At 64.6% G+C, this 18,924-nt stretch carries 17 protein-coding genes and 1 pseudogene; 6 read left to right on the top strand and 12 right to left on the bottom strand.

The window, feature by feature from the left end; translation table 11 throughout:
• Positions 1-199: 199 nt before the first annotated feature.
• Positions 200-1,430, bottom strand: a pseudogene (locus RW095_RS09550) (MFS transporter).
• A gap of 67 nt (positions 1,431-1,497) precedes the next feature.
• Positions 1,498-2,277 (bottom strand): putative hydro-lyase, encoded by a 780-nt coding sequence (locus tag RW095_RS09545; RefSeq protein WP_317018700.1) that lies wholly within the window; start codon positions 2,275-2,277, stop codon positions 1,498-1,500.
• 178 nt (positions 2,278-2,455) lie between these two features.
• On the opposite strand from RW095_RS09545, the gene RW095_RS09540 reads away from it, so the two are divergent.
• Positions 2,456-3,397: a LysR family transcriptional regulator gene (locus RW095_RS09540; RefSeq protein ID WP_317018699.1), complete on the top strand. Its 942-nt coding sequence runs from the start codon at positions 2,456-2,458 to the stop codon at positions 3,395-3,397.
• 12 nt (positions 3,398-3,409) lie between these two features.
• On the opposite strand, the gene mdcH is transcribed toward RW095_RS09540, so the two are convergent.
• The 8 genes from mdcH to RW095_RS09500 form a co-directional block, all read right to left on the bottom strand.
• Positions 3,410-4,342, bottom strand: a complete 933-nt coding sequence (gene mdcH / locus RW095_RS09535) for a malonate decarboxylase subunit epsilon (RefSeq protein ID WP_317018698.1) — start codon at positions 4,340-4,342, stop codon at positions 3,410-3,412.
• On the bottom strand, positions 4,342-5,037 hold the full coding sequence (locus RW095_RS09530; protein WP_317018696.1) for a malonate decarboxylase holo-ACP synthase: 696 nt from the start codon (positions 5,035-5,037) through the stop codon (positions 4,342-4,344). The genes mdcH and RW095_RS09530 overlap by 1 nt, the downstream gene beginning before the upstream one ends.
• Positions 5,037-5,852, bottom strand: a complete 816-nt coding sequence (gene mdcE, locus RW095_RS09525) for a biotin-independent malonate decarboxylase subunit gamma (protein WP_317018695.1) — start codon at positions 5,850-5,852, stop codon at positions 5,037-5,039. Before mdcE ends, RW095_RS09530 begins: the two co-directional genes overlap by 1 nt.
• Positions 5,849-6,736, bottom strand: a complete 888-nt coding sequence (locus tag RW095_RS09520) for a biotin-independent malonate decarboxylase subunit beta (RefSeq protein WP_317018693.1) — start codon at positions 6,734-6,736, stop codon at positions 5,849-5,851. Before RW095_RS09520 ends, mdcE begins: the two co-directional genes overlap by 4 nt.
• A complete protein-coding gene (locus tag RW095_RS09515; protein WP_317018692.1) occupies positions 6,733-7,047 on the bottom strand; it encodes a malonate decarboxylase subunit delta in 315 nt (104 codons plus the stop codon). Before RW095_RS09515 ends, RW095_RS09520 begins: the two co-directional genes overlap by 4 nt.
• Positions 7,035-7,988 (bottom strand): triphosphoribosyl-dephospho-CoA synthase, encoded by a 954-nt coding sequence (locus RW095_RS09510; RefSeq protein ID WP_317018691.1) that lies wholly within the window; start codon positions 7,986-7,988, stop codon positions 7,035-7,037. Before RW095_RS09510 ends, RW095_RS09515 begins: the two co-directional genes overlap by 13 nt.
• Positions 7,989-8,191: 203 nt before the next feature.
• Positions 8,192-9,853 (bottom strand): malonate decarboxylase subunit alpha, encoded by a 1,662-nt coding sequence (mdcA, locus tag RW095_RS09505; RefSeq protein ID WP_317018690.1) that lies wholly within the window; start codon positions 9,851-9,853, stop codon positions 8,192-8,194.
• An 8-nt stretch (positions 9,854-9,861) separates the two neighbouring features.
• A complete protein-coding gene (locus RW095_RS09500) occupies positions 9,862-10,635 on the bottom strand; it encodes a GntR family transcriptional regulator (protein ID WP_317019809.1) in 774 nt (257 codons plus the stop codon).
• A gap of 170 nt (positions 10,636-10,805) precedes the next feature.
• Between RW095_RS09500 and RW095_RS09495 the strand changes: the two genes are divergently transcribed.
• The gene (locus RW095_RS09495; protein WP_317018688.1) at positions 10,806-12,104 is read left to right on the top strand and encodes an MFS transporter; all 1,299 of its coding nucleotides are present in this window, start codon (positions 10,806-10,808) and stop codon (positions 12,102-12,104) included.
• Between the two features lie 72 nt (positions 12,105-12,176).
• On the opposite strand, the gene RW095_RS09490 is transcribed toward RW095_RS09495, so the two are convergent.
• Complete coding sequence (locus RW095_RS09490) at positions 12,177-13,109, bottom strand: DMT family transporter (protein ID WP_317018686.1); 933 nt, start codon at positions 13,107-13,109, stop codon at positions 12,177-12,179.
• A 102-nt stretch (positions 13,110-13,211) separates the two neighbouring features.
• On the opposite strand from RW095_RS09490, the gene RW095_RS09485 reads away from it, so the two are divergent.
• Positions 13,212-14,099: a LysR family transcriptional regulator gene (locus RW095_RS09485; protein WP_317018685.1), complete on the top strand. Its 888-nt coding sequence runs from the start codon at positions 13,212-13,214 to the stop codon at positions 14,097-14,099.
• Positions 14,100-14,144: 45 nt separating this feature from the next.
• Here the strand turns inward: RW095_RS09485 and RW095_RS09480 are convergent, their stop codons facing one another.
• Entirely contained in the window at positions 14,145-15,704 is a 1,560-nt protein-coding gene (locus RW095_RS09480; protein ID WP_317018683.1) for a carbohydrate porin, read from the bottom strand.
• A gap of 262 nt (positions 15,705-15,966) precedes the next feature.
• On the opposite strand from RW095_RS09480, the gene RW095_RS09475 reads away from it, so the two are divergent.
• The 3 genes from RW095_RS09475 to RW095_RS09465 all read left to right on the top strand — a co-directional run bounded on the left by RW095_RS09475 (position 15,967) and on the right by RW095_RS09465 (position 18,882).
• Entirely contained in the window at positions 15,967-16,653 is a 687-nt protein-coding gene (locus tag RW095_RS09475) for a hypothetical protein (RefSeq protein WP_317018682.1), read from the top strand.
• A gap of 28 nt (positions 16,654-16,681) precedes the next feature.
• Complete coding sequence (locus tag RW095_RS09470) at positions 16,682-17,518, top strand: arylamine N-acetyltransferase family protein (RefSeq protein ID WP_317018681.1); 837 nt, start codon at positions 16,682-16,684, stop codon at positions 17,516-17,518.
• A 503-nt stretch (positions 17,519-18,021) separates the two neighbouring features.
• Complete coding sequence (locus RW095_RS09465) at positions 18,022-18,882, top strand: transporter substrate-binding domain-containing protein (protein WP_317018680.1); 861 nt, start codon at positions 18,022-18,024, stop codon at positions 18,880-18,882.
• The last annotated feature ends 42 nt before the right edge of the window (positions 18,883-18,924 follow it).

The raw sequence follows: 18,924 nt of genomic DNA, 5'->3' as shown, positions 1-18,924 counted from the left end.
CGGCCTGAACGGCGAGCCATGCGGCGGATAAAGCGGCGCGGGATAAAGCGGCGGCATGTAGCGGCGCCATGAAGAGGCGACATGAAGCGGCGGCATGCAGCGGCGCCACGAAGCGACAGACGTCAGCCGCGGATATAAGCGACGGGCTCAAACGGCGACCTCAACGACCCATCGAAACCCGCCACACCCACCGCAATCCTCACTCCCTCAGCGCCCGCCCTCGCGTTTCCGGCAGCGTAAGCGCGGCGAGAATCACGATGCCGTAGGCCGCCGCCGCGAATGCGCCGATCGCGTGGCCAAGCGTCATCGTTTGCGACACGTAGCCGATCAGAAACGGGAACGTCGCCCCGATAGCTCGCCCGAAGTTGTAGCAGAACCCTTGGCCCGAGCCGCGGATCCGCGTCGGAAACAACTCGGTCAGGAACGCGCCCATGCCCGAGCGTGTAAATCGACGCAATCGCGCATGAAGCGACGGCGAACGCGATGAACGCGCGCTTGCGGCCAATACGGTCGCTGACATACGCGCCTGTCAGATATCCGCAATACGATCCGACGATCACGACGCCAAGGTAGCTGCCGGTGCCGATCACGCTCAAGTGCCGCTCGGTTTTCAGATACGTCGGCAGCCATGTGGTCACCGCGTAATAACCGCCCTGCACGCCGGTCGCGAGAATGGATGCGCGCAGCGTCGTCCAGACAATATCGCCGCGGAAAATGTCGAATATTGAAGGACGCGCCTGTGCCGCATCCTGAGCTTCTTTTTGCCGCCGATGCACCTCCGGTTCTTCGACGAAGCGGCGGATCCAGATCACGAACGGCGCCGGCGCAATGCCGATCGCGAACAGCACGCGCCACGCGTAATCGGCGGGGACGAGCGAGAACACGGCCATGAAGAGCAGCGTCGACACGCCCCAGCCGATTGCCCATCCGGCCTGCACGAGTCCCACGGCCTTGCCGCGGTCGCGCGCGCGGATCACTTCGCCGATCAGCACGGCGCCCGCGGTCCATTCGCCGCCGAAGCCGAGTCCCATCAATCCGCGCGCCCACAGCAGTTGCGAGAAGTTCTGCGCGAGCGCGCAGGCCAGCGTAAAAATCGCGAACCAAAGAATCGTGATCTGCAAGGTTTTCACGCGGCCGACGCGATCGGACAGCACGCCCGCCGCCCAGCCGCCGACGGCCGAACTGAGCAGCGTGACCGTGCCGATCAGTCCCGCGTCGCCGCGCGTGATGCCCCACGTCGCGATCAGCGTCGGAATCACAAAGCTCAGGAATTGCGTGTCCATTGCATCGAGCACGTAGCCGATCTTGCAACTCCAGAACGCGCGCTTCTCGGCAGCGGAGATCTGCCGATACCATGCAAATGGGCCTTTCGCTGCGACGGACTCGTCGTAGCGCTCGGCGTCCGCGGTCAACTGCGCTTTGCTTTCCATGCTTGAACTCCGGTCGTCGTGATGGGCCGCGTCTTTGCGCGCGGCTTGCGGATGAAATGGCGCCGCACTAGATGACGGCGAGCGAGGCGTTGGGAATGTCGGTGACGAGCATGTGTCCCGGCTTGTGCGCGATCGCGAACGGCAGGCGCGCGCTCTCTATCGCGACTTGCGGGGTGACGCCGCATGCCCAGAACACCGGCAGCTCGTCGCTGCGCACTTCGACTGCATCGCCGAAATCGGGCCGGCCGAGATCGCGAATGCCGATCAGCGACGGGTCGCCGATATGCACGGGAGCGCCATGCACCGCGGGAAAGCGGCTTGTGATCTGGATCGCGCGGATTGCGTCGGCGGCGTTCATTGGGCGCATCGAGACGACGCGGTTGCCGCGGAACACGCCTGCGGGCACGTTGGGTTCGCGCGTGCGATACATCGGCACATTGACCTGCTGTTCAATGTGACGCAGGGCGATGCCTTCGCGCCGCAGCATCTCTTCGAATGAAAACGAGCAGCCGATTGCGAACACCACCAGGTCGGCGCGCCAGAGTTCGTTGAGGCTGCGCACTTCCTCGGCGCGTTCGCCGTGGCGATACACATAAAACGCGGGCACGTCGTTACGAATATCGAGGTCCGCGCCGAGCGAGGGCACGCGCCACTGGCCCGTCTCACCGATTCCGAGCAATGGGCACGCCTTCGGATTGAGCGTGCAGAACCGCAGGAAATCGGCGGCGTATTGCTGCGGAAGAATGGCGAGATTGGCTTGCGCGTAGTCGCCGCAAAAGCCCGCGGTGGGGCCCGACAGACGGCCGCTGCGTATCTGCTGACGAAATTCGGATGGCGTGTAGGACATGAACGGCTCGCTTCGGATTTGACGGACGGGACCTTCTGATGCGTTCCAGAGTAGTAATGTCAAAAATATCCATCCAGCGAGTTTTTCTTCCGTTTCGTTAAATTAAACTTAACGGCGGGACTGCCGCTTTACGGCGATCATGCCGCCTCTTCATCCGCTGCTTGCGAGACTTCATGCAATGAATACCCGCTTCGTCGAAACATTCCTGACCCTCGCCAGGCTCGGCAGTTTTCGTGCTACGGCGGCGGCGATGCACGCAACGCCCGCCGCCATTTCACTGCGTATCAAGACGCTGGAGTCGGAGCTCGGCGTCGAATTGATCGAACGCGATGCGCCCGAGTTCAAGCTCACCGCAAATGGCGAGCGGCTACTTGCGCACGCGCGCTCGGTGGTGCAGGCCACGCGTTCGCTGCAACTGGCCGCGCAGGACGAAACGCAGTTGGCGACCCGGCTGCGCCTCGGCGTGATCGAGACGGTCGTGCATAGCTGGTTACCCGACTACATTCGCATGCTGAACCTGGAGTATCACCGCATAGTCGTGGACTTGACTGTCGATTCGAGCGCTGTGCTCGGACCTCGCCTGCGCGCGGGCGAACTCGATCTCGTGATCCAGGTGGAAGAAGCGGGCGACCAGGAGACATCGATTGTGTCGGCGCTGCTGGCAAGTTATCCGGTGCGCTGGATCGCGCGCAGCGACCTGATTCCCGCGAGTCGCGCGAAGCATGTCGCGGCGCTGCTGAGCAAACCGGTACTCACGTTCGGGCGCGGCACGGCGCCGCAAATCGCGGTGGAGGCAATCGTGCACACGCTGGCCACGCGCGCCGGCGTACCGCTCGCCGATACGCAGGTGACGTGCATGCCGTCGGTGGCGGTCATCGTCAAACTGTTGCGCGACGGCTATGGCATCGCGGCTGTGCCCGCGCTTTTTGTCGAGCCGTATCTGACGAGCGGAGAGTTGGGGCAGTTGCAGGTGCGTCCGCTGCCGCCCCCGATCAACGTGGCGATGTACTACCGCGACGATGCCGACGTCGGCGTGCTCGCGGCGGCGCGCGTCGCGCGCAATGCATGCGATGGGTATGCGAAAGCGATGGGCCGGCAGTTGATCGAGAAGCGCCAGTAAAGCGCGGCTTGCCTATCTGGTTTCGAGGCGCCGCCGTGCCGTCGCCGTCAGGCGTTCAAGCGGAAGCGTGCTGGCCGCGAGCGCGGCGACATCCGGATAGTGTTCGCGCGTGATGTCGGTCAACACCTGGCCGGGCGGCGCTTCTATCGCGACGCGCATGCCCATTTCCTGCATGACGGTGAGCGCGTCGAACCATCGCACGGTGTAGCGCATGTTGGTCGCAAGGTCGTCGCGAATCGCGTCAGCCGTGTATAAGGGGCGGCCGCCGCGATTGCCGATGTAGATGCTTTGCGGCGCGCTGAAGTGAATGGTACGCGCGTAGGCCGACAGTTCGTCGCTCGCGTTCGCGAGCAATTCGCAATGCGAAGGCACGCTGACCGCGAGGCGCGTCGCCTTGCGTGCCCCCGCAGCCAACGCACGGGCGAGGAAGCTGTCCAACGCGGCGTTCGCACCCGCCATGACGATCTGGCGCGGCGCGTTCACGTTGCCGATGTAGACGGGCGGCTCGCCCGCTTCGGCATGCCGGGCGGCGAGCGTCGCGAGCTCGTGCTCTGTCAGGCCCGACACTGCCGCAAGACCGTAACCCGACGGGTACGCGGCCTCCATCAATTCGGCGCGACGGCGAACCATGTTCAATGCGTCGTGGAAGGTGAGCGCGCCGCAGCTGACCGCCGCCGGGTATGCGCCCACCGACAAGCCGGCGCTCATCTCAGGCTTCAGCCCTTCATCGGCCAGCGCGCGGGCGAGGGCCACGCCCGCCACGGTCAAGCCGCACTGCACGGCAACTGTCGAGCGCAATGCGTCTGGCGTGTCGAGCGTGAGGATGTCGATGCCAAGTACGCTGGAAGCCTCGTCGAGCGTCGCATGCACGGCGGGATGCGGCGGCAGGCGATGCAGGAAGCCGTCGGTCTGCGCGCCTTGGCCCGGGAAGATCAGCGCGAGCATCAGACGTCAGTCGGCTGAACGACGGCCCACGGATCGGCAAGCAGTTGCGGACCGCTTGCGTGGCGCGCCATCACGCGCGCCTTGCCCGCGGCCCACTCGGCTAATGCGACGCCGCCTGCAGGCGTTTCGAGCTGCGCGTCGATGCGAATGCCGGTTTGCCGCGAGAGCGCGTCGAACCGGTCCAGCAAGTCTGCGGCGCATTCGCGCGACAATCGTTCCGGTGTCCGAATCAAAAGATCGAGATCGCTCGATTCCGACACAGTGTTTCTCCGCGTCGCCAGTTCGAAACCCGCGCTGCCGGTGGGGCCCCACACGAGTCGATTCAATTCGCTCGTCGAGTCCCGCTGCAACGCGGCGAGCGCGATAAAGGCAGGCGATGCGCTGCGCCCCGCGAGCGGTTCGTTCCGCGCGAGTGCTTCGGGCGCGGTCGCTTCGACGATCTCCGCCGATGCAACCCATGTGCCGTACCGCTGCGAACGCTGCGCGCCGCGCACGCCAACCGCAACGACGCCCTGCGCGGTAAGCGCACGCCGCACGACGGCATATGGCGCGCGCTCGAAAGCGTCGCGGACCCACGCCGGTTCGCCATCGAACGCAGCGAGGCGCCGCAAGTGCAGCAGGTCGTGCGGCCGCCAACGCGCATCAGACGGCCCAGCGCACAGCGCAGTGAAGGGCGGCGCGGCACAGACCCGCATCACACGGCATCCCATTGTTCAGCGAGCCGCCGCCGCACTTCGATAGACGCCGCGCGGTTCTTCTGCGCAGCCGCCGATTCGAGCCGGCGCGACAGATTACGGCTGCCCGTGCGTGCGCTGCTGATCTGTTCGCACAACACCTGCTGCACGCGCCGGATTTGCGCGGCGTCCGGTGCGTCCGCGTCGATGCCTTCTATCAGCTGATCGAGCAGACCGAGCTTCGCGAACGAGGCCATCGAGTAAGACATCGGCACGATCGTTTCGCCGAGTGCGTCGAGCGCTTCGACCGTGCGACGGGTGACACGCGCGGCGGCTTCCTTGCCCATCGCGTGGACCATCGTGCCAGGTGCATCGAGTGCGACGATGCGATTGGCCTGGTAGCCATGTGCGAGGAATGCACCCGACATCGCCGGTCCGACGATCAGCGCGATGACCGGATGCCCCGCATCGCGAGCGGACGCATAGGCGTCGACTGCGGCGGCACACGCGAGGTGAATGCCGAGCATTTCCTCGCGATAACCATACGCCTGACTTTTCACATCGACGATCGCGACGATCGGGCGGCGCGTGCTGCTCGCCGCATCGACCGCGATCGTCTCGCGGACCGCTCGTGCGAGTTGCCAGCCTTGTTCGAGACCGACCACGTTGTCGGTCGCGCGCGGAAAGCGGTTGCCGGCATCGGGCACGACGGTGATGAAGCGCGCGGTCTCGTCGCCGAGCGGCGCGTCGCCGCTCCACACCGGCGCCGCGCTGCGGGATTCGCCGGCGAGCGCGTGGAACCAGCGCGCGCCGCGGCTCAGTTGGGTGTCGCTCATGCTCGCTCCTTGCGCGGCTGGTTTTCAGTTTGCTGCGTCGAATAGACCTCGCGCATGCTTTCCGGCGTCACGTTGGCCGGATCGATCCGCGCGAGCCGCTGCAAGAACGTGTCGACCTGTTCGCTTCGGTGTGCAGCCGGTACGCCCAGTGCGAACGCGGAACGCACGCCGGCGCGCACGGCCTCGGCGTCGTCGTCGACGAGGCTATCGGCGAGCGCCGTCGCCGCGCGCTGTTCCCCGCCGATCAGTTGCCACACGCGGCGCCGGTCGCTTGCATCCAGCTCCTCGATGCCGGCTTCCTGTTCGATCACCTCGGGCCCGTTCATGCCGAGCCTGCCCTGCTTCGTCACGACGAGGTACGAACACAGCGCAGCCGCGAGCGACATGCCGCCAAAGCAGCCGACCATGCCCGCGATCACGCCGACCACCGGCACATGACGGCGCAGCGCAACGATCGCCGCCTGCATCTCGGCGATCACAGCGAGGCCCAGGTTGGCTTCCTGAAGGCGCACGCCGCCGGTTTCGAACAGCACAACCGGACGCACGATCTTGCCGCGCTCGCAATCGCGCAGCGCCATTTCGAGCGCCGCCGCGATCTTGCTGCCCGACACTTCGCCGATGCTGCCGCCCTGGAACGCCGATTCGATCGCGGCGATCACAGCGGGCTCGCCGTCGATCGTGCCGCGCGCAATCACGCAGCCGTCGTCGGCCTGGCAAACGACGCCTTGCAGCGGCAGCCAGGGCGACTCGATCCTGTCGAACGGGCCGAGCAGTTCGCGGAAGGTGCCCGCATCGAGCAGCGAGCGGGCGCGCTCGCGCGCAGGCAATTCGATGAAGCTGTCGCGCAGCAGCGGCGCGGCATGCGTGCTTGCAAGCGTGCTCATGCGTCGTCTCCCTGTTCGGCGGCTTCGATGGCTTGAGCGAGCCGCAACGCCACGATGCCCGGCGTCGCACCGAAGTCGTTGATCTCGATTTGCGCTGCGCCGTCGTAGCGGGTGAAAAAACGGTCGAGCACGCTTTTCCAGATGTGACTGTAGCCGTCCACGCTCGTGCGCACGACGACATGCGCGGTCAGCGCGTTCGCGTTATCGGCGGGCGCGAGCAGCACTTCCAGATCGCCCGAGCCGACCACGCCGACATGAGCGCGGGTCGTGACGGCGCGTTGCGCCGGATAGTCGAAGGTCAGATGTTCCATGTGGCTGAGCTCCCGCCGGCGTCGTGATGCGCCAGCATGTCGAGAAAGAGGGTGGCGGCGAGCAGGTCGGCTGCGCCGCCGGGCGATGCGTTGAGCGACAGCAGTTCGTGTTCGAGTGCGGCGAACGCGGTCTTGCCTTCGTGTGTCGAGCTTCCACCGGCTTGCAGCACGCGGCGCGCGCCGCGCTGTCCGGCATGCAAGCCGGCGAGACCCGCGCGATGCAGCAGGCAGGTGTCGTCGAGCGAAGCCATGATCGAGAGCAGGGCGTCGATGCGCGCGTCGTCTTCGGCGATGCCGCGCTCGCGCGCCGCGATCAACGCGGGCAAGCCCGTGCCGATCACATGCGGAAAGCCATCTTGCGCTTCGCGGCGTGCGCCGCCGACCTGATACCGCTGTCGTGCGCGCTCTCCGTGACTGTCGGTGGCAGCGGCGAAGCGGTCGGGGAAGCAGGCGATCTGCGCCGCGCGTCGGCAGATGTTCGATGCGTCGAGCCGGCCCGCGGCCTGCGGCAACGACGCGCCCGCGACCAGCAGTCCGACGATCCAGATTGCGCCGCGATGCGCGTTGCTGCCGCCTGTCGCGCGCAGCATGTCCTGCTCGCCTGCGCGGCCGATCTGCGCGAGTTCCGTACGCAATAGCCCCGACGGTTCGCCGCGGCGGCGCGCCGCGCGCGCGAGCGCGCCAAAGGTCGGTTCGAGCGCGTGCGCCGAGCGCCGCATGATCGCGAGGTCGAGGTCGCGATGCGCGCCGCTGCCGCGCAGATCGACAAGCGCCGGCTTCGGCGTGAGTTCGGCTTCGTCGATCAGGGCGGTCACGGCGTAATGGGCGAGTTCGGCGTCGGTGAGCAGGTTTTGCGCAGGCTTGCTGACGCGAGCGGCCGGCAACTGGGCGCGCTCGCGCAAGGCTGCGGGCGCTCGCGTTATCGGCTCGTGAGTGTGCATGCTTTGCGCGGAACGCAATTCATCGCGGTCAGGCCAAGCAGTCGCAGAAGTCGTTAGCAGCTCGTGAATCTGCATGCTCTGCGCGGAAGACGATTCGTTTCGCTCAAGCATAGCAGTAGCCGCGCTCCGTACCGGCTCCTGAACTTGCACAGCCTGTGCGGACGACCGCTCTTCGCGCTCGAACAAAACAGCAGCGGCTCTCATCACCAGCTCCTGAAGCGAGCCGGCGGCGCGTACAGACCGCCCGACCACGTGACCAGATCGTCGATGCTGCGTGCCGCCAGCAGCGAACGCTTCGCTTCACCGCGGCGAATGCCGAGATCTTCGGGATACGCCACGATGCCACGCCGGCGCAGTTCGGCGGTTTTCTCAGGCTTCGCGCGCAAGCCGATCGGCGTCACGCCGGCCACGGCGGCGATCGCGGCGCGCCGTTCGTCGATGCCTTCGGCCTTGTGCAAATGCGCGATGCCTTCCTCGGTGACGACATGGCTCACGTCGTCGCCATAGATCATGACCGGCGCGACTGGCATGCCGTTTTTCGCACCCACGGCGACGGCATCCAGTTCGTCGACGAAAGTCGGCTCGCCGCCTTTCTTGTACGTCTCCGCGAGTTGCACGACGAGCTTCTGACCGCGCGACACGGGCCCCTGATCCTTCAGAAGCTTGAGCCACGCTTCGCTCGAATGACGGCGACCGCGCGGATCATGGCCCATGTTCGGCGCTCCGCCGAAGCCGGCGAGACGTCCGCGCGTCACCGTGGATGAATTGGCGTCCGCGTCGATCTGCAACGTCGAGCCGATGAACAGGTCGACACCGTACTGCCCGGCCAGTTGGCACAGCACGCGGTTGGAGCGCAGCGTGCCGTCGTTGCCGGTGAAGAACACGTCCGGACGCGCCTCGATATACGCCTCCATGCCGACTTCGCTGCCGAAGCAATGGATGCTGTCGACCCAGCCCGATTCGATCGCGGGGATCATCGTGGGATGCGGATTGAGCGTCCAGTTGCGGCAGATCTTGCCCTTCAGGCCGAGCGACTCGCCGTAGGTGGGGAGCAGCAACTCGATCGCCGCGGTGTCGAAGCCGATGCCGTGATTCAGCGAACTCACGCCATATGGTTCGTAGATGCCGCGTATCACCATCATCGCGGTCAGCACCTGGAGGTCGCCGATATGGCGGGGATCGCGCGTGAAAAGCGGCTCTACGGCAAAAGGCCGGTCGGCCTGCACGACGACGTCGACCCACGACCCCGGAATATCGACACGCGGCAGTTCATCGACGATCTCATTGACCTGCACGATCACGATGCCGTGACGAAACGCGGCCGCCTCCGCGATGGTCGGGGTGTCTTCGGTGTTCGGGCCAGTGTAGAGATTGCCGTGACGGTCGGCCTTTTCCGCGCAGAGCAGCGCGACATGCGGCGTCAGGTCAACGAACATGCGCGCGTAAAGTTCGACATACGTGTAGATCGCGCCGATTTCCAGCTGCCCGTCTTCGAGCAGTTGCGCGACGCGCAAGCTCTGCGGCCCGGCAAACGCAAAATCCACTTTATGCGCGATACCGCGCTCGAACAGCGTCAGATGCTCGGGGCGGCTGATGCTCGATATGAGCAGATGCACGTCGTGAAGCTTCTGCGGATCGACTTTCGCCAGCGAGCGCGACAGAAAGTCCGCCTGCTTCTGGTTGTCGCCCTCGAGCGCGACTCGGTCGCCTGGCTGGATCAGCGTTTCGAGTGCATCGACGATGCGGCTCGGCGACAGTACGCCGTTTTCGAGCCATGGCGCGATGGCGGCGAGGCGGCGGTTCTTTTCGTCGCGGCGCGTAGTCCATGAACGTGCGGCGGATGACGCTTCGGCGGATGGGTTCATCGGCTCAATCAGCTCCCGGTGGTGGTGCGCGGGGGTCTGCCGCGCGGCTTGGGCCGGTTCGCGAGCGCGGCTTCCGCCTGCGCGCGTTCGGTCAGGAAACGGTGGAGCAGCTCGCCCGTGCCGAGCAGGTGCGCAACGACGAGCGCTTGCGCGCCCGGCACGTCGCGCCGTTGCACGGCGTCGAGCAATTCGCTGTGTTCATTGTCGGATTCGCCCTTGTACGAAGGCAACCCGAATTTCAGGCGCAAATACCGTTCGCCGCGCCGATGCAGAACGCGGATCAGATCTTCGAGCTGAGGACGCGCGGCCGGCGCATACAGGCTCATATGGAACTCGGCATTACGCGCGACGTACAGCGACGGGTCCGGCTCGCGCTCCGCCGCGCGGCACAGCGCCACGGATTCGCGCAGCGTGGCGGCGGTGTGTTTGGGTATTGCAAGCCCGATGGCAAGGCTCTCCAACGCGGAGCGGATCTCGTAGATTTCACGCGCTTCGTCCGCGGACAAGGGCGCGACGGTTGCGCCCTTGTGCACCGCGACCTTCGCCCAGCCTTCGGTCTCCAGCAGGCGCAAGGCCTCCCGCACCGGGATCGCGCTAACCGAAAAGTGACGGGCGAGCGCGTCCTGGCGCAGCGGCGCGCCAGGCGCCAGCGTGCCGTCGATAATCGCCTCGCGCAACGCCTCCGCGATTACGCGGGACGTGCTCTCTCGGGGCGCGGCCGCAGGAAGAAGCGGGGGGCGCACGGGGGCATCCAGGGGAAAACCATCGGTTGCGTCGTTCATAGGTTCAAATATTATATATAAAATGACGTGAATTAAAGGCGGGCAAACCCGGAATTTGTCTCCGGAGTCCCGTAGGGTCCTGCCGTCTTGAACGGCAACCATCGCTCACCGACAGCTCGCGTCCGGTCGTTTCCCTTTCAATGCAGGTAACAGCAGGCAGGAGGAGCACGATGAGTTCACTCACCGACCGCACGTCGGCCGCACGGCGCCGCACGCCGTTGAATCGCTCGCAGATCGCGGGTTTTTGGGGCGCATGGGCCGGCTGGACGCTCGACGGCATGGACTCGTTCATCTACGCGCTCGTGCTCACGCCGGCGCTGACCGAGCTATTGCCGCGCTCCGGCTACGCGGCGACGCCCGCCAACGTCGGGCTGGCCGGTTCGATTCTGTTCGCGCTGTTCCTGGTGGGCTGGGGCATGTCGTTCATATGGGGGCCGCTCGCCGATCGCTTTGGCCGAACCAAGGTCCTGGCCGGCACGATCTTCACGTTCGCGATTTTTACGGGGCTTGCCGCCACCTCTCATAACGTGTGGGAGTTGGGGATCTATCGCTTCATTGCGGGCGTCGGCATCGGCGGGGAATGGGCGCTCGCCGGCACCTACGTGGCGGAAGCCTGGCCGGAGGATCGTCGCAAGATGGGCGCCGGTTATCTGCAAACGGGTTATTACGCGGGCTTCTTTCTGGCGGCGGCGCTCAATTACACGATTGGCGTGCACTTCGGCTGGCGTGCGATGTTTCTGACGGGAGCCGTGCCGGTCGTCGTCGCGATTCTGATCCTGCTGCGCGTGAAGGAATCCGAGAAATGGCAGAAGGCCGAGGCGCAAGCCGAACGCGCGAAGCCGCTGCGCGAGATCCTGGGACCGGCCTACCGGCGGCGCACATGGGTCGCGTGCACTCTGTTGACCATCGCCATCATCGGTTTGTGGGCGGGCGCCGTGTACGAGCCGTCGGCCGTCATTCAGCTTGCGTCCAAGGCCGGCATGGCGAAGAACGATGCGATCAGAATGGCGTCGCTCGCAACCGGCTTGCTGTCCATCGGCACGATTCTCGGTTGCCTCGCGCTGCCGCCGCTTGCGGAACGCTTCGGCCGCCGCAAGACGCTGGCGTTTTACTTCGCGGGAATGGCGGTGGCGATCACAGGCAGTTTCGGCTGGGCCTTCTATTTGCCGAACGGGCTCGCGCCTTTCATCGCGTGGCTGTTCGTGCTGGGTTTTTTCGGCGGCAACTTTGCGCTGTTCAGCTTGTGGCTGCCTGAGCAGTTCGAAACACGCGTGCGTGCGACGGCGTTTGCGTTCTGTACGTCGTTCGGACGGTTCGTCGGCGCGGGCGTGAACTTTCTGCTTGGCGCGGCGGTTCTTCACATGCACACGCTCGGGGTGCCGGTGGCGCTGACGGCGCTCGTGTTCGTCGCCGGTCTGTTCGTGATTCCGTTCGCGCCGGAGACGAAGGGTGAAGTGCTGCCGCAGTAAGTGTGGCGGGCTGCGCGGCGTGGTGCTGGCCGTTTGCCGGCACTTATTTACGATCAAGCCTGCACGCGCAACTCACTCTGCATGACGCCCCGCGCGCCGGCGTGGAAGCAGCAACGAAAATAGCGGCCAGCCGAGATTCACGCCGAGACTCGCGATCACGATCAGCGCCATACCCGAGAGTTGCGGCAGCGAAAGCGCGCGGCCGTACACGAGCGCATCGACGGCAATCGCGGTGAGCGGATAGACGAACAGCAGCACGGCGATGATTGGTGTAGTTAGCTTCGGCAACGCGCCGTAGATCAGCACATACGAGAGCCCCGTGTGCAGAACGCCCATGCCGACGATCCAGAACCACTGCATTGCCCCGATATGCACGGCGTCAAAGGGCGCAATAAGCGGCGCGATGATCGGCAGGCACACCACGCCCACTGCGCATTGCGCGAGTGTCAGCAGGTGCGGGCGCAAATCGCCGAGTCCCTTCGCGATCAACGTAACGCTCGCATACAGCACCGAGCCGGCCAATGCTTCGCCGATGCCGATCAGATAGCTCGTATGGCCTTGCAGATTTTCCGTGGCCGCAACGCCCGACGCGAGCACGAGCCCGACGAAGGCGGTCGCGATCCAGCCAAGCCGATCCGCGCCTAGCCGTTCGTTGAAAAGCGCCGCGCCGATCAGCACGACCCAGAACGGCTGCACGTGGAACACCACGGTGGCGACCGCAATGCTGGTTCGATGGATCGCATCGAAAAAGCCGACCCATTGCGTGACCATCAGCACGCCGGAGATCAGCGCGAGTACGACCGTGCGCCGTGTGAAATGTGCGCGCGTGAAGAAGCCCTTCCACGCGCAGTACGCGGCCAGCGAGAGAAACCCGAACAGGCAGCGAAAGAACACCAGTGTCAGCGCGCCGAGCCGCGCTTCCTCGACGAAGACGCCTAGCGTGCCCATCAGCAGCCCGCCGCCGGCCAACGTGATGGCGCCTTGTTGACGTTGGGTGAGGGCCATGCCGATCGTCTCCGTGAAGTGATGCCGTCAAGTATTGCGCCGCTTGCGCGGCATTCACAAACGAATTAAATTGAGAAGTTCCATAAGCGGGATTGATAAATCATGCACCCGGAATTCGACGCCGATCTGTTGCGCACTTTCGTTGCGGTCGTGGATACGGGCAGTTTCACGAAAGCGTCGGCAACCGTGCATCGCTCGCAGGCCGCCGTCAGCATGCAGATCAAGCGGCTCGAAACCATGCTCGGCACCACGCTGTTCGCGCGCAATACGCGCAACCTCTCGCTCACGCGGCCCGGCAATACGCTGCTTGAATACGCGAGGCGCGTGCTGGCATTGCACGAGGAAGCATGGTCGGCGATCGTGCGGCCCGAAGTTACTGGACGCGTTGTGCTCGGCGCGCCGGACGATTACGTGTCGTCGCTGTTATCGCCGGTCTTGCGGCGATTTTCGAATCTGTACGCGCACGTGGAAATCGAAATTGTCTGCGCGCAGAGCACGTCGCTCGCGCCGATGCTGGCCGACAACAAGATCGATCTCGCCTTTGTCACGCGCGACCGCAAATTGCGCGGCGAATTCGTTCGCAGCGAGCCGATGGTGTGGGTAGGGGCTTGCGTCGATACGCCGGTGCTGGCGGCGTCGCCATTGCCCGTCGGGCTATACGAGCCCGGCTGCGTGGCGCGCCAGCATACGCTGGCCGCGCTCGACGGCGCGCGGATTCGCTATCGCGCCGCATTTAGCAGCGCGAGCCTGATGGGCCTCGTCGCAACGGTGGACGCGGGGTTGTCGGTGGTTGCGCTCACGCGTTGCAGCGTGCCGCCGCGCCTCGCTATTCTCGGCGAAGCACAAGGCTTGCCGAGGATAGAGCCGCTGGAAATCGTGGTGGCGCGCAGCGCGAAGTCGGACCGGCCGACCTGCGATTATCTGGCCGCGCAGATGGTGCAGGATCTGTCGTTACGCACCCAGCCGCGCGGGTCGGCGGCCGCGTTGTGAACTGGTGCAGCGAGCTTCACGCGTCCGGTCGCAGCGCGGAGCGTATCAAAACGTAATGTTCGTGCGCAGGCCGACGACGAAGGTGTTGCGCAGCGGCTTCGTCGGATCGTTTGGATTCTGACCGGCGCCCGCGTTGAACGTGTATTGCGCGTCGGCCTGGAGCATCCACCACGGGGCGATCTGATACTGATAGGTCGCTTCGAGCGCGGTTTCACTCGTTCGAACACCATACGGGCCGCCGCTGAATGCCAGGTTATCCTGATCGATTCCGTGTGCGTGGCTGCCGATCTTGATGTATGTGAGCGCCAGACCCGCGCTGTCATTGTCGCGGCCGGCGAACGGCGCCTTGAGCACGACGCCGAGATTGGCCGCGACGCTCACCAGATTGCGGTCACCCGGCGCGCCCATCACGCGCGCAAACACGCCGAGGCTGCGCGCTTCGCCCGGGTTGGGCCGCCAGATCATCTGATCGGCCACCGCGTAGAAACTGTAGTCGCCGCGATGGCTTGCCGCGACACCCGTTGACGCGGGACTCGCGAGCGACACACCGTTGCTGTCGTAGCGTTGATCCGCGAAGCGGCCATTGTTGTACCAGACACCGATCTTGTAGGTGCCCGGCAGTCCGCCTCCGGCAGTGCTCGCCGCAGGCGCGGTGTCGCCATCGGCCGGCTGGTTGATCGCATACTGCAACTCGCCGATGAACAGCGTGCCGTTATGCAGGTTGAAATTAGTCCCGCTGCGGTTGTTGGGATTGTTGCCGAGCGGATCGCCGTCGAACACACCGGCGAGCGCCGTCAATGAAGGCGTGATCTGTCCGCGCACGCGCACGCCGAGCGCCGACAGCGGGTACGCCGGCCCGCCCGACGGCATGTCATATGTGGGCAGCGCGGGCCAGCCGAACATCGTGTTGATAAAAAGCGCGGAGTACGTGCTGGCGATGAACTCCTGGTCGATACTTTGCTGACCGATCTTCACGTCGACGCGTTTGTTCAGGAACGACTGCTGATACCACAGCTCCCACAGGCGCGTGCTGTTATCGGCTTCAATGCCGCTTGCCGTATTCAGCGTGCCGAGTTTGTCGCCGCTGAAGTTGCCCCCGTGAATCTGCAACGCGCTCACGTTGAACTGGCCGCCCGGCAAGCCAAACGCCTTTTCGGTATCCAGTTGGACGGCCGCGGTGGTGACGCCCTCGTACGCGGCGCCGCGCGCGAGGCCGCCGCGCAAGTTGCCAAGCAGTTCGCTGGTTTCAGTGAGAGCGAAGCTCACGCCATATTTGCCGAGCCACGGGCGCAAGCCGCCCATGTCGCCGAACATCTGGTCGCGGCCCCAGAAGCCGGTCTCGCTGGCTGCGGCTTTGCCCGTGTCCGCGGCTGCTGCTTCGTTTGTTTTGCTTGCATCGCGCGCGGCGTCGGCATTTGCGGCTGCGTTGGCATCGCCTTGCGCCATTGCCGCACCCGAAGTGCAAGCCCATGCGAACGCCGTGCACCACGCGATGCGGCGAAACGAACGCGTGCAGCTGCGCCCGGCGGCCTTGCCGCCAGATGGCGGAAACTCGAAGCGGACAGGCAAGGATGCGACGGGGCGAATGGATCGGGCGAGCTTCATCAAAATGCCTTGAATGTTGTTATCGACTGCTTTCGTGCGTCGCGGCGTTAAATAGCTATTTAACCGGGCGCGGGCCGGCATCGGTTCGCGCGAACCGGACAATGGGCGTGATCGTACCGAGGCAAGATAGGTGCGTCAACGAGATGCAAACGACTCGCGCGAACACGCCCGGGACCGACGAGTTGATAAATTCGTGCGAACGCGTAACGGTGCGGCTTGTCGAACCGCACGAGTTTCCGCAGTCTCTTACAAGGAGTTACATATGATAAAGCGTGTCCTACTGGTTTCGTTGCTGGCGAGCGCCGGTCTCTTCGCAAGCGGCGTCTCGAACGCACAGTTGAATCTCAAACAGTTCGGAATTGGTGGCGGGGACACATCCGCGGATGCTGGCGCGGCGTCGTCGGGCGGTGTATCGCAGTTATTGCAAACCTATGTGGGCGCGAATCAGCAGGTGTTGAGCGGGCAGTCGTCGCTTGCGTCCGCAATGGGTTTGTCGAGCGCGGCTGGGCAGGCGCAGCAGGCTGCCGGCTTGCTGAGCGGCGGCACGCCGTCGGTCAGCCAGTTGACGCAAGTGGGCAGCACTCAGCAGTCGCTGTCGCAAACGTTGACGCAGGCATTTGCCAGTCGCGCAGGGGGAGCGAGCAACGCATCGCAAACGCCGGTGAACAAGCAGGCGTTCACCGACGGCCTGTCGTCGCTCGGTAAAGGCGTCAGTCAGTATTCGAGCTTGCAGTCCAGCCTCGGCAGCATCGGGCAAATGAATCCTGCTTCGCTGCTGCAGGCCGGCATGAATCCGCAGACGGCGCAAAGCGCGTCGTATATCGCGCAATCGGCGCCAGGGCAGTTGCAATCGCTGATGTCGACGCTCAGTTCCGCGGTACAGTTTGCAACGAGCCACGGTATCAGCGTGCCGTCGATCGCCAAGTCGGCGCTCGGAGGCGGGCAGTAGCGCAACAAGAACCAGACGGACGATGCCTATGTCACACACACTCAACCTCGACAACTACTTCGAACGCATTGGCTATACGGGCCCGCGTGTGCCGACGCTCGAAGTGCTGAAGGCAATCCACCGGTCGCATCCGCGAGCCATTCCGTTCGAAAACCTGAATCCGCTCACGCGCCGCGCGGTGAAGCTGGACCTCGAATCCGTCGAAAGAAAACTCGTCGACGATCGCCGGGGCGGCTACTGCTTCGAGCAAAACGCGCTGCTCGCGAACGTGCTGATCGAACTGGGCTTTCAGGTCACGCCGTTGCTTGGGCGAGTGCTGTGGGGCCGGGAGCCCGACGCCGTTCCGCCTCGCACGCACATGGTGCTGCGAATCGATCTGGATAACGAAGCATGGATCGCGGACGTGGGTTTCGGCAGCGTCACGCTGACTTCGCCGCTGCGGCTGACGCCAGCACTTGCGCAACGCACGGACCTCGGCATCTTCCGTCTCGCCGACGCCTCGCACGACGCGCTGTATCTCGAAGTGCAGGCGCGCGATCAAACGTGGTCGCGCGTCTATCGTTTCGATTTGCATCCGGTCGAGTGGATCGATTACGAAACCTCGAACTGGTACACGTCGACGTCGCCGGAAGCGGTTTTCGCGAGCAATCTGATCGTGTGCCGCGTATTGCAGGAAACGCGCCTCACGCTGTTGAACGATCAACTGAACGAGCGCGCCGCGGACGGCAGTATCGTCCGCGAGCAGCGCGTCGCGAGCGCTGACGAACTCGCGGCCTGTCTGCGCGATCGCTTCGGTCTGAGCACCGGCGACATCGACCTGGCGGAGATCTTTGACCGCGTGCGCACGCGGGCGGATTCCGAGTAACCGGCAACAGCGACGATCACCCGCCTGTGTAAGCCACGATACGCGTTGCGGGCATGAGAGTGCTGCTGTTCGACGCGGCAGCCCCCTCGCGTGACCGGCCGGCTAGTGGTCTCTGCGTGAACGCGGCAGGCTCGGCTTATGGGTGGGTTTATGGCTCGCGGACCATGATCCCGCTTTCCCCCGGCGCCGTCGTTCCTCTCATCGAGTAGACGTATCCACCCGGCGCACCTTCGCGGCGAATTCGTCCAACCTGTCTAGACAAAGTGCACCATGCCGACGCATCCGCTCCGGCTCGGCAGGTGTGCGCCTTAAGCGGAATTGTCCTCGCGAAGCCCCAGCCGGCCGCGGCTTATAGGGGCTTACCCGATGATCGGGCAATTTTTCGTGAATCTGCTTGCGATGGCTTTTTGACTCATGCAGACTTGTCTATACAAATTCAGCGACGTTCAAAACGCTGGTTCGCATTTCGGTTCGACAGTTTCCTCAATCAAAGGAGTTTCGACGTGAAAGTGAAACGCACCACGGCAGCAAAAGCATTGATCGGCGCCGTGCTCGGCGCCGCGGCGATTTTCGCCGCACCGGCGCAGGCGAAGGACTGGAAGACGGTGACGATCGCGCTCGAGGGCGGCTATGCACCGTGGAACCTGACCTTGCCCGGCGGCAAGCTCGGCGGTTTCGAACCCGAACTGGTCGCGAACCTCTGCGAGCGCATCAAGCTGCAATGCAACCTGGTCGCGCAAGACTGGGACGGCATGATTCCGGGTCTGCAAGCCGGCAAGTTCGACGTGTTGATGGACGCGATCTCAATCACACCGGAGCGCGAAAAGATCATCGCGTTCTCGAAGCCATATGCGGCCACGCCCGCCACGTTCGCGGTGGCCGACGCCAAGGTGCTGCCCAGGGCCGCGGCTGACGCGGGCGTCGTCAAGCTCACGGGCGATCCCAAGTCCGATCAGCCGACCGTCGACGCGCTGCGCAAGCAGTTGAAGGGCAAGACCATCGGCATCCAGTCCGGCACCGTCTATACGAAGTTCATCAACGAAGGCTTCAAGGACATCGCCACGATCCGCGTCTACAAGACGTCGCCCGAGCGTGATCTCGATCTGGCGAACGGGCGTATCGACGCGTCGTTCGACGACGTGACGTATTACGCCGCGAACATCGACAAGAAGGAAACCGCGTCGATCGTGATGGCCGGCCCGAAGATCGGCGGCCCGATCTGGGGTCCGGGCGAAGGTCTCGCGTTCCGCAAGCAGGACGCCGATCTGAAAGCGAAATTCGACACCGCAATCAGCGCGGCACTCGCCGACGGCACCGTGAAAAAGCTGTCCGCCAAGTGGTTCAAGACCGACGTCACGCCCTGATTCAAGAGGCGTTGCACGAATGCTGCATGCGTGGGCGCGAGT

Source organism: Paraburkholderia kirstenboschensis (assembly GCF_032806925.1).
GTDB lineage: Bacteria > Pseudomonadota > Gammaproteobacteria > Burkholderiales > Burkholderiaceae > Paraburkholderia > Paraburkholderia kirstenboschensis.
This window is presented reverse-complemented; position numbering and strand designations above follow the sequence as displayed.

What these genes read in the sequence shown, in the direction of transcription:
- mdcA (WP_317018690.1), bottom strand. Translation starts at nt 9,853, where the DNA reads ATGAACCCATCCGCCGAAGCGTCATCCGCCGCACGTTCATGGACTACG.
- RW095_RS09545 (WP_317018700.1), bottom strand. Translation starts at nt 2,277, where the DNA reads ATGTCCTACACGCCATCCGAATTTCGTCAGCAGATACGCAGCGGCCGT.
- RW095_RS09475 (WP_317018682.1), top strand. Translation starts at nt 15,967, where the DNA reads ATGATAAAGCGTGTCCTACTGGTTTCGTTGCTGGCGAGCGCCGGTCTC.
- RW095_RS09510 (WP_317018691.1), bottom strand. Translation starts at nt 7,988, where the DNA reads ATGCACACTCACGAGCCGATAACGCGAGCGCCCGCAGCCTTGCGCGAG.
- RW095_RS09530 (WP_317018696.1), bottom strand. Translation starts at nt 5,037, where the DNA reads ATGCGGGTCTGTGCCGCGCCGCCCTTCACTGCGCTGTGCGCTGGGCCG.
- RW095_RS09540 (WP_317018699.1), top strand. Translation starts at nt 2,456, where the DNA reads ATGAATACCCGCTTCGTCGAAACATTCCTGACCCTCGCCAGGCTCGGC.
- RW095_RS09480 (WP_317018683.1), bottom strand. Translation starts at nt 15,704, where the DNA reads ATGAAGCTCGCCCGATCCATTCGCCCCGTCGCATCCTTGCCTGTCCGC.
- RW095_RS09520 (WP_317018693.1), bottom strand. Translation starts at nt 6,736, where the DNA reads ATGAGCACGCTTGCAAGCACGCATGCCGCGCCGCTGCTGCGCGACAGC.
- mdcH (WP_317018698.1), bottom strand. Translation starts at nt 4,342, where the DNA reads ATGCTCGCGCTGATCTTCCCGGGCCAAGGCGCGCAGACCGACGGCTTC.
- RW095_RS09515 (WP_317018692.1), bottom strand. Translation starts at nt 7,047, where the DNA reads ATGGAACATCTGACCTTCGACTATCCGGCGCAACGCGCCGTCACGACC.
- mdcE (WP_317018695.1), bottom strand. Translation starts at nt 5,852, where the DNA reads ATGAGCGACACCCAACTGAGCCGCGGCGCGCGCTGGTTCCACGCGCTC.
- RW095_RS09495 (WP_317018688.1), top strand. Translation starts at nt 10,806, where the DNA reads ATGAGTTCACTCACCGACCGCACGTCGGCCGCACGGCGCCGCACGCCG.
- RW095_RS09485 (WP_317018685.1), top strand. Translation starts at nt 13,212, where the DNA reads ATGCACCCGGAATTCGACGCCGATCTGTTGCGCACTTTCGTTGCGGTC.
- RW095_RS09490 (WP_317018686.1), bottom strand. Translation starts at nt 13,109, where the DNA reads ATGGCCCTCACCCAACGTCAACAAGGCGCCATCACGTTGGCCGGCGGC.
- RW095_RS09500 (WP_317019809.1), bottom strand. Translation starts at nt 10,635, where the DNA reads ATGAACGACGCAACCGATGGTTTTCCCCTGGATGCCCCCGTGCGCCCC.
- RW095_RS09470 (WP_317018681.1), top strand. Translation starts at nt 16,682, where the DNA reads ATGTCACACACACTCAACCTCGACAACTACTTCGAACGCATTGGCTAT.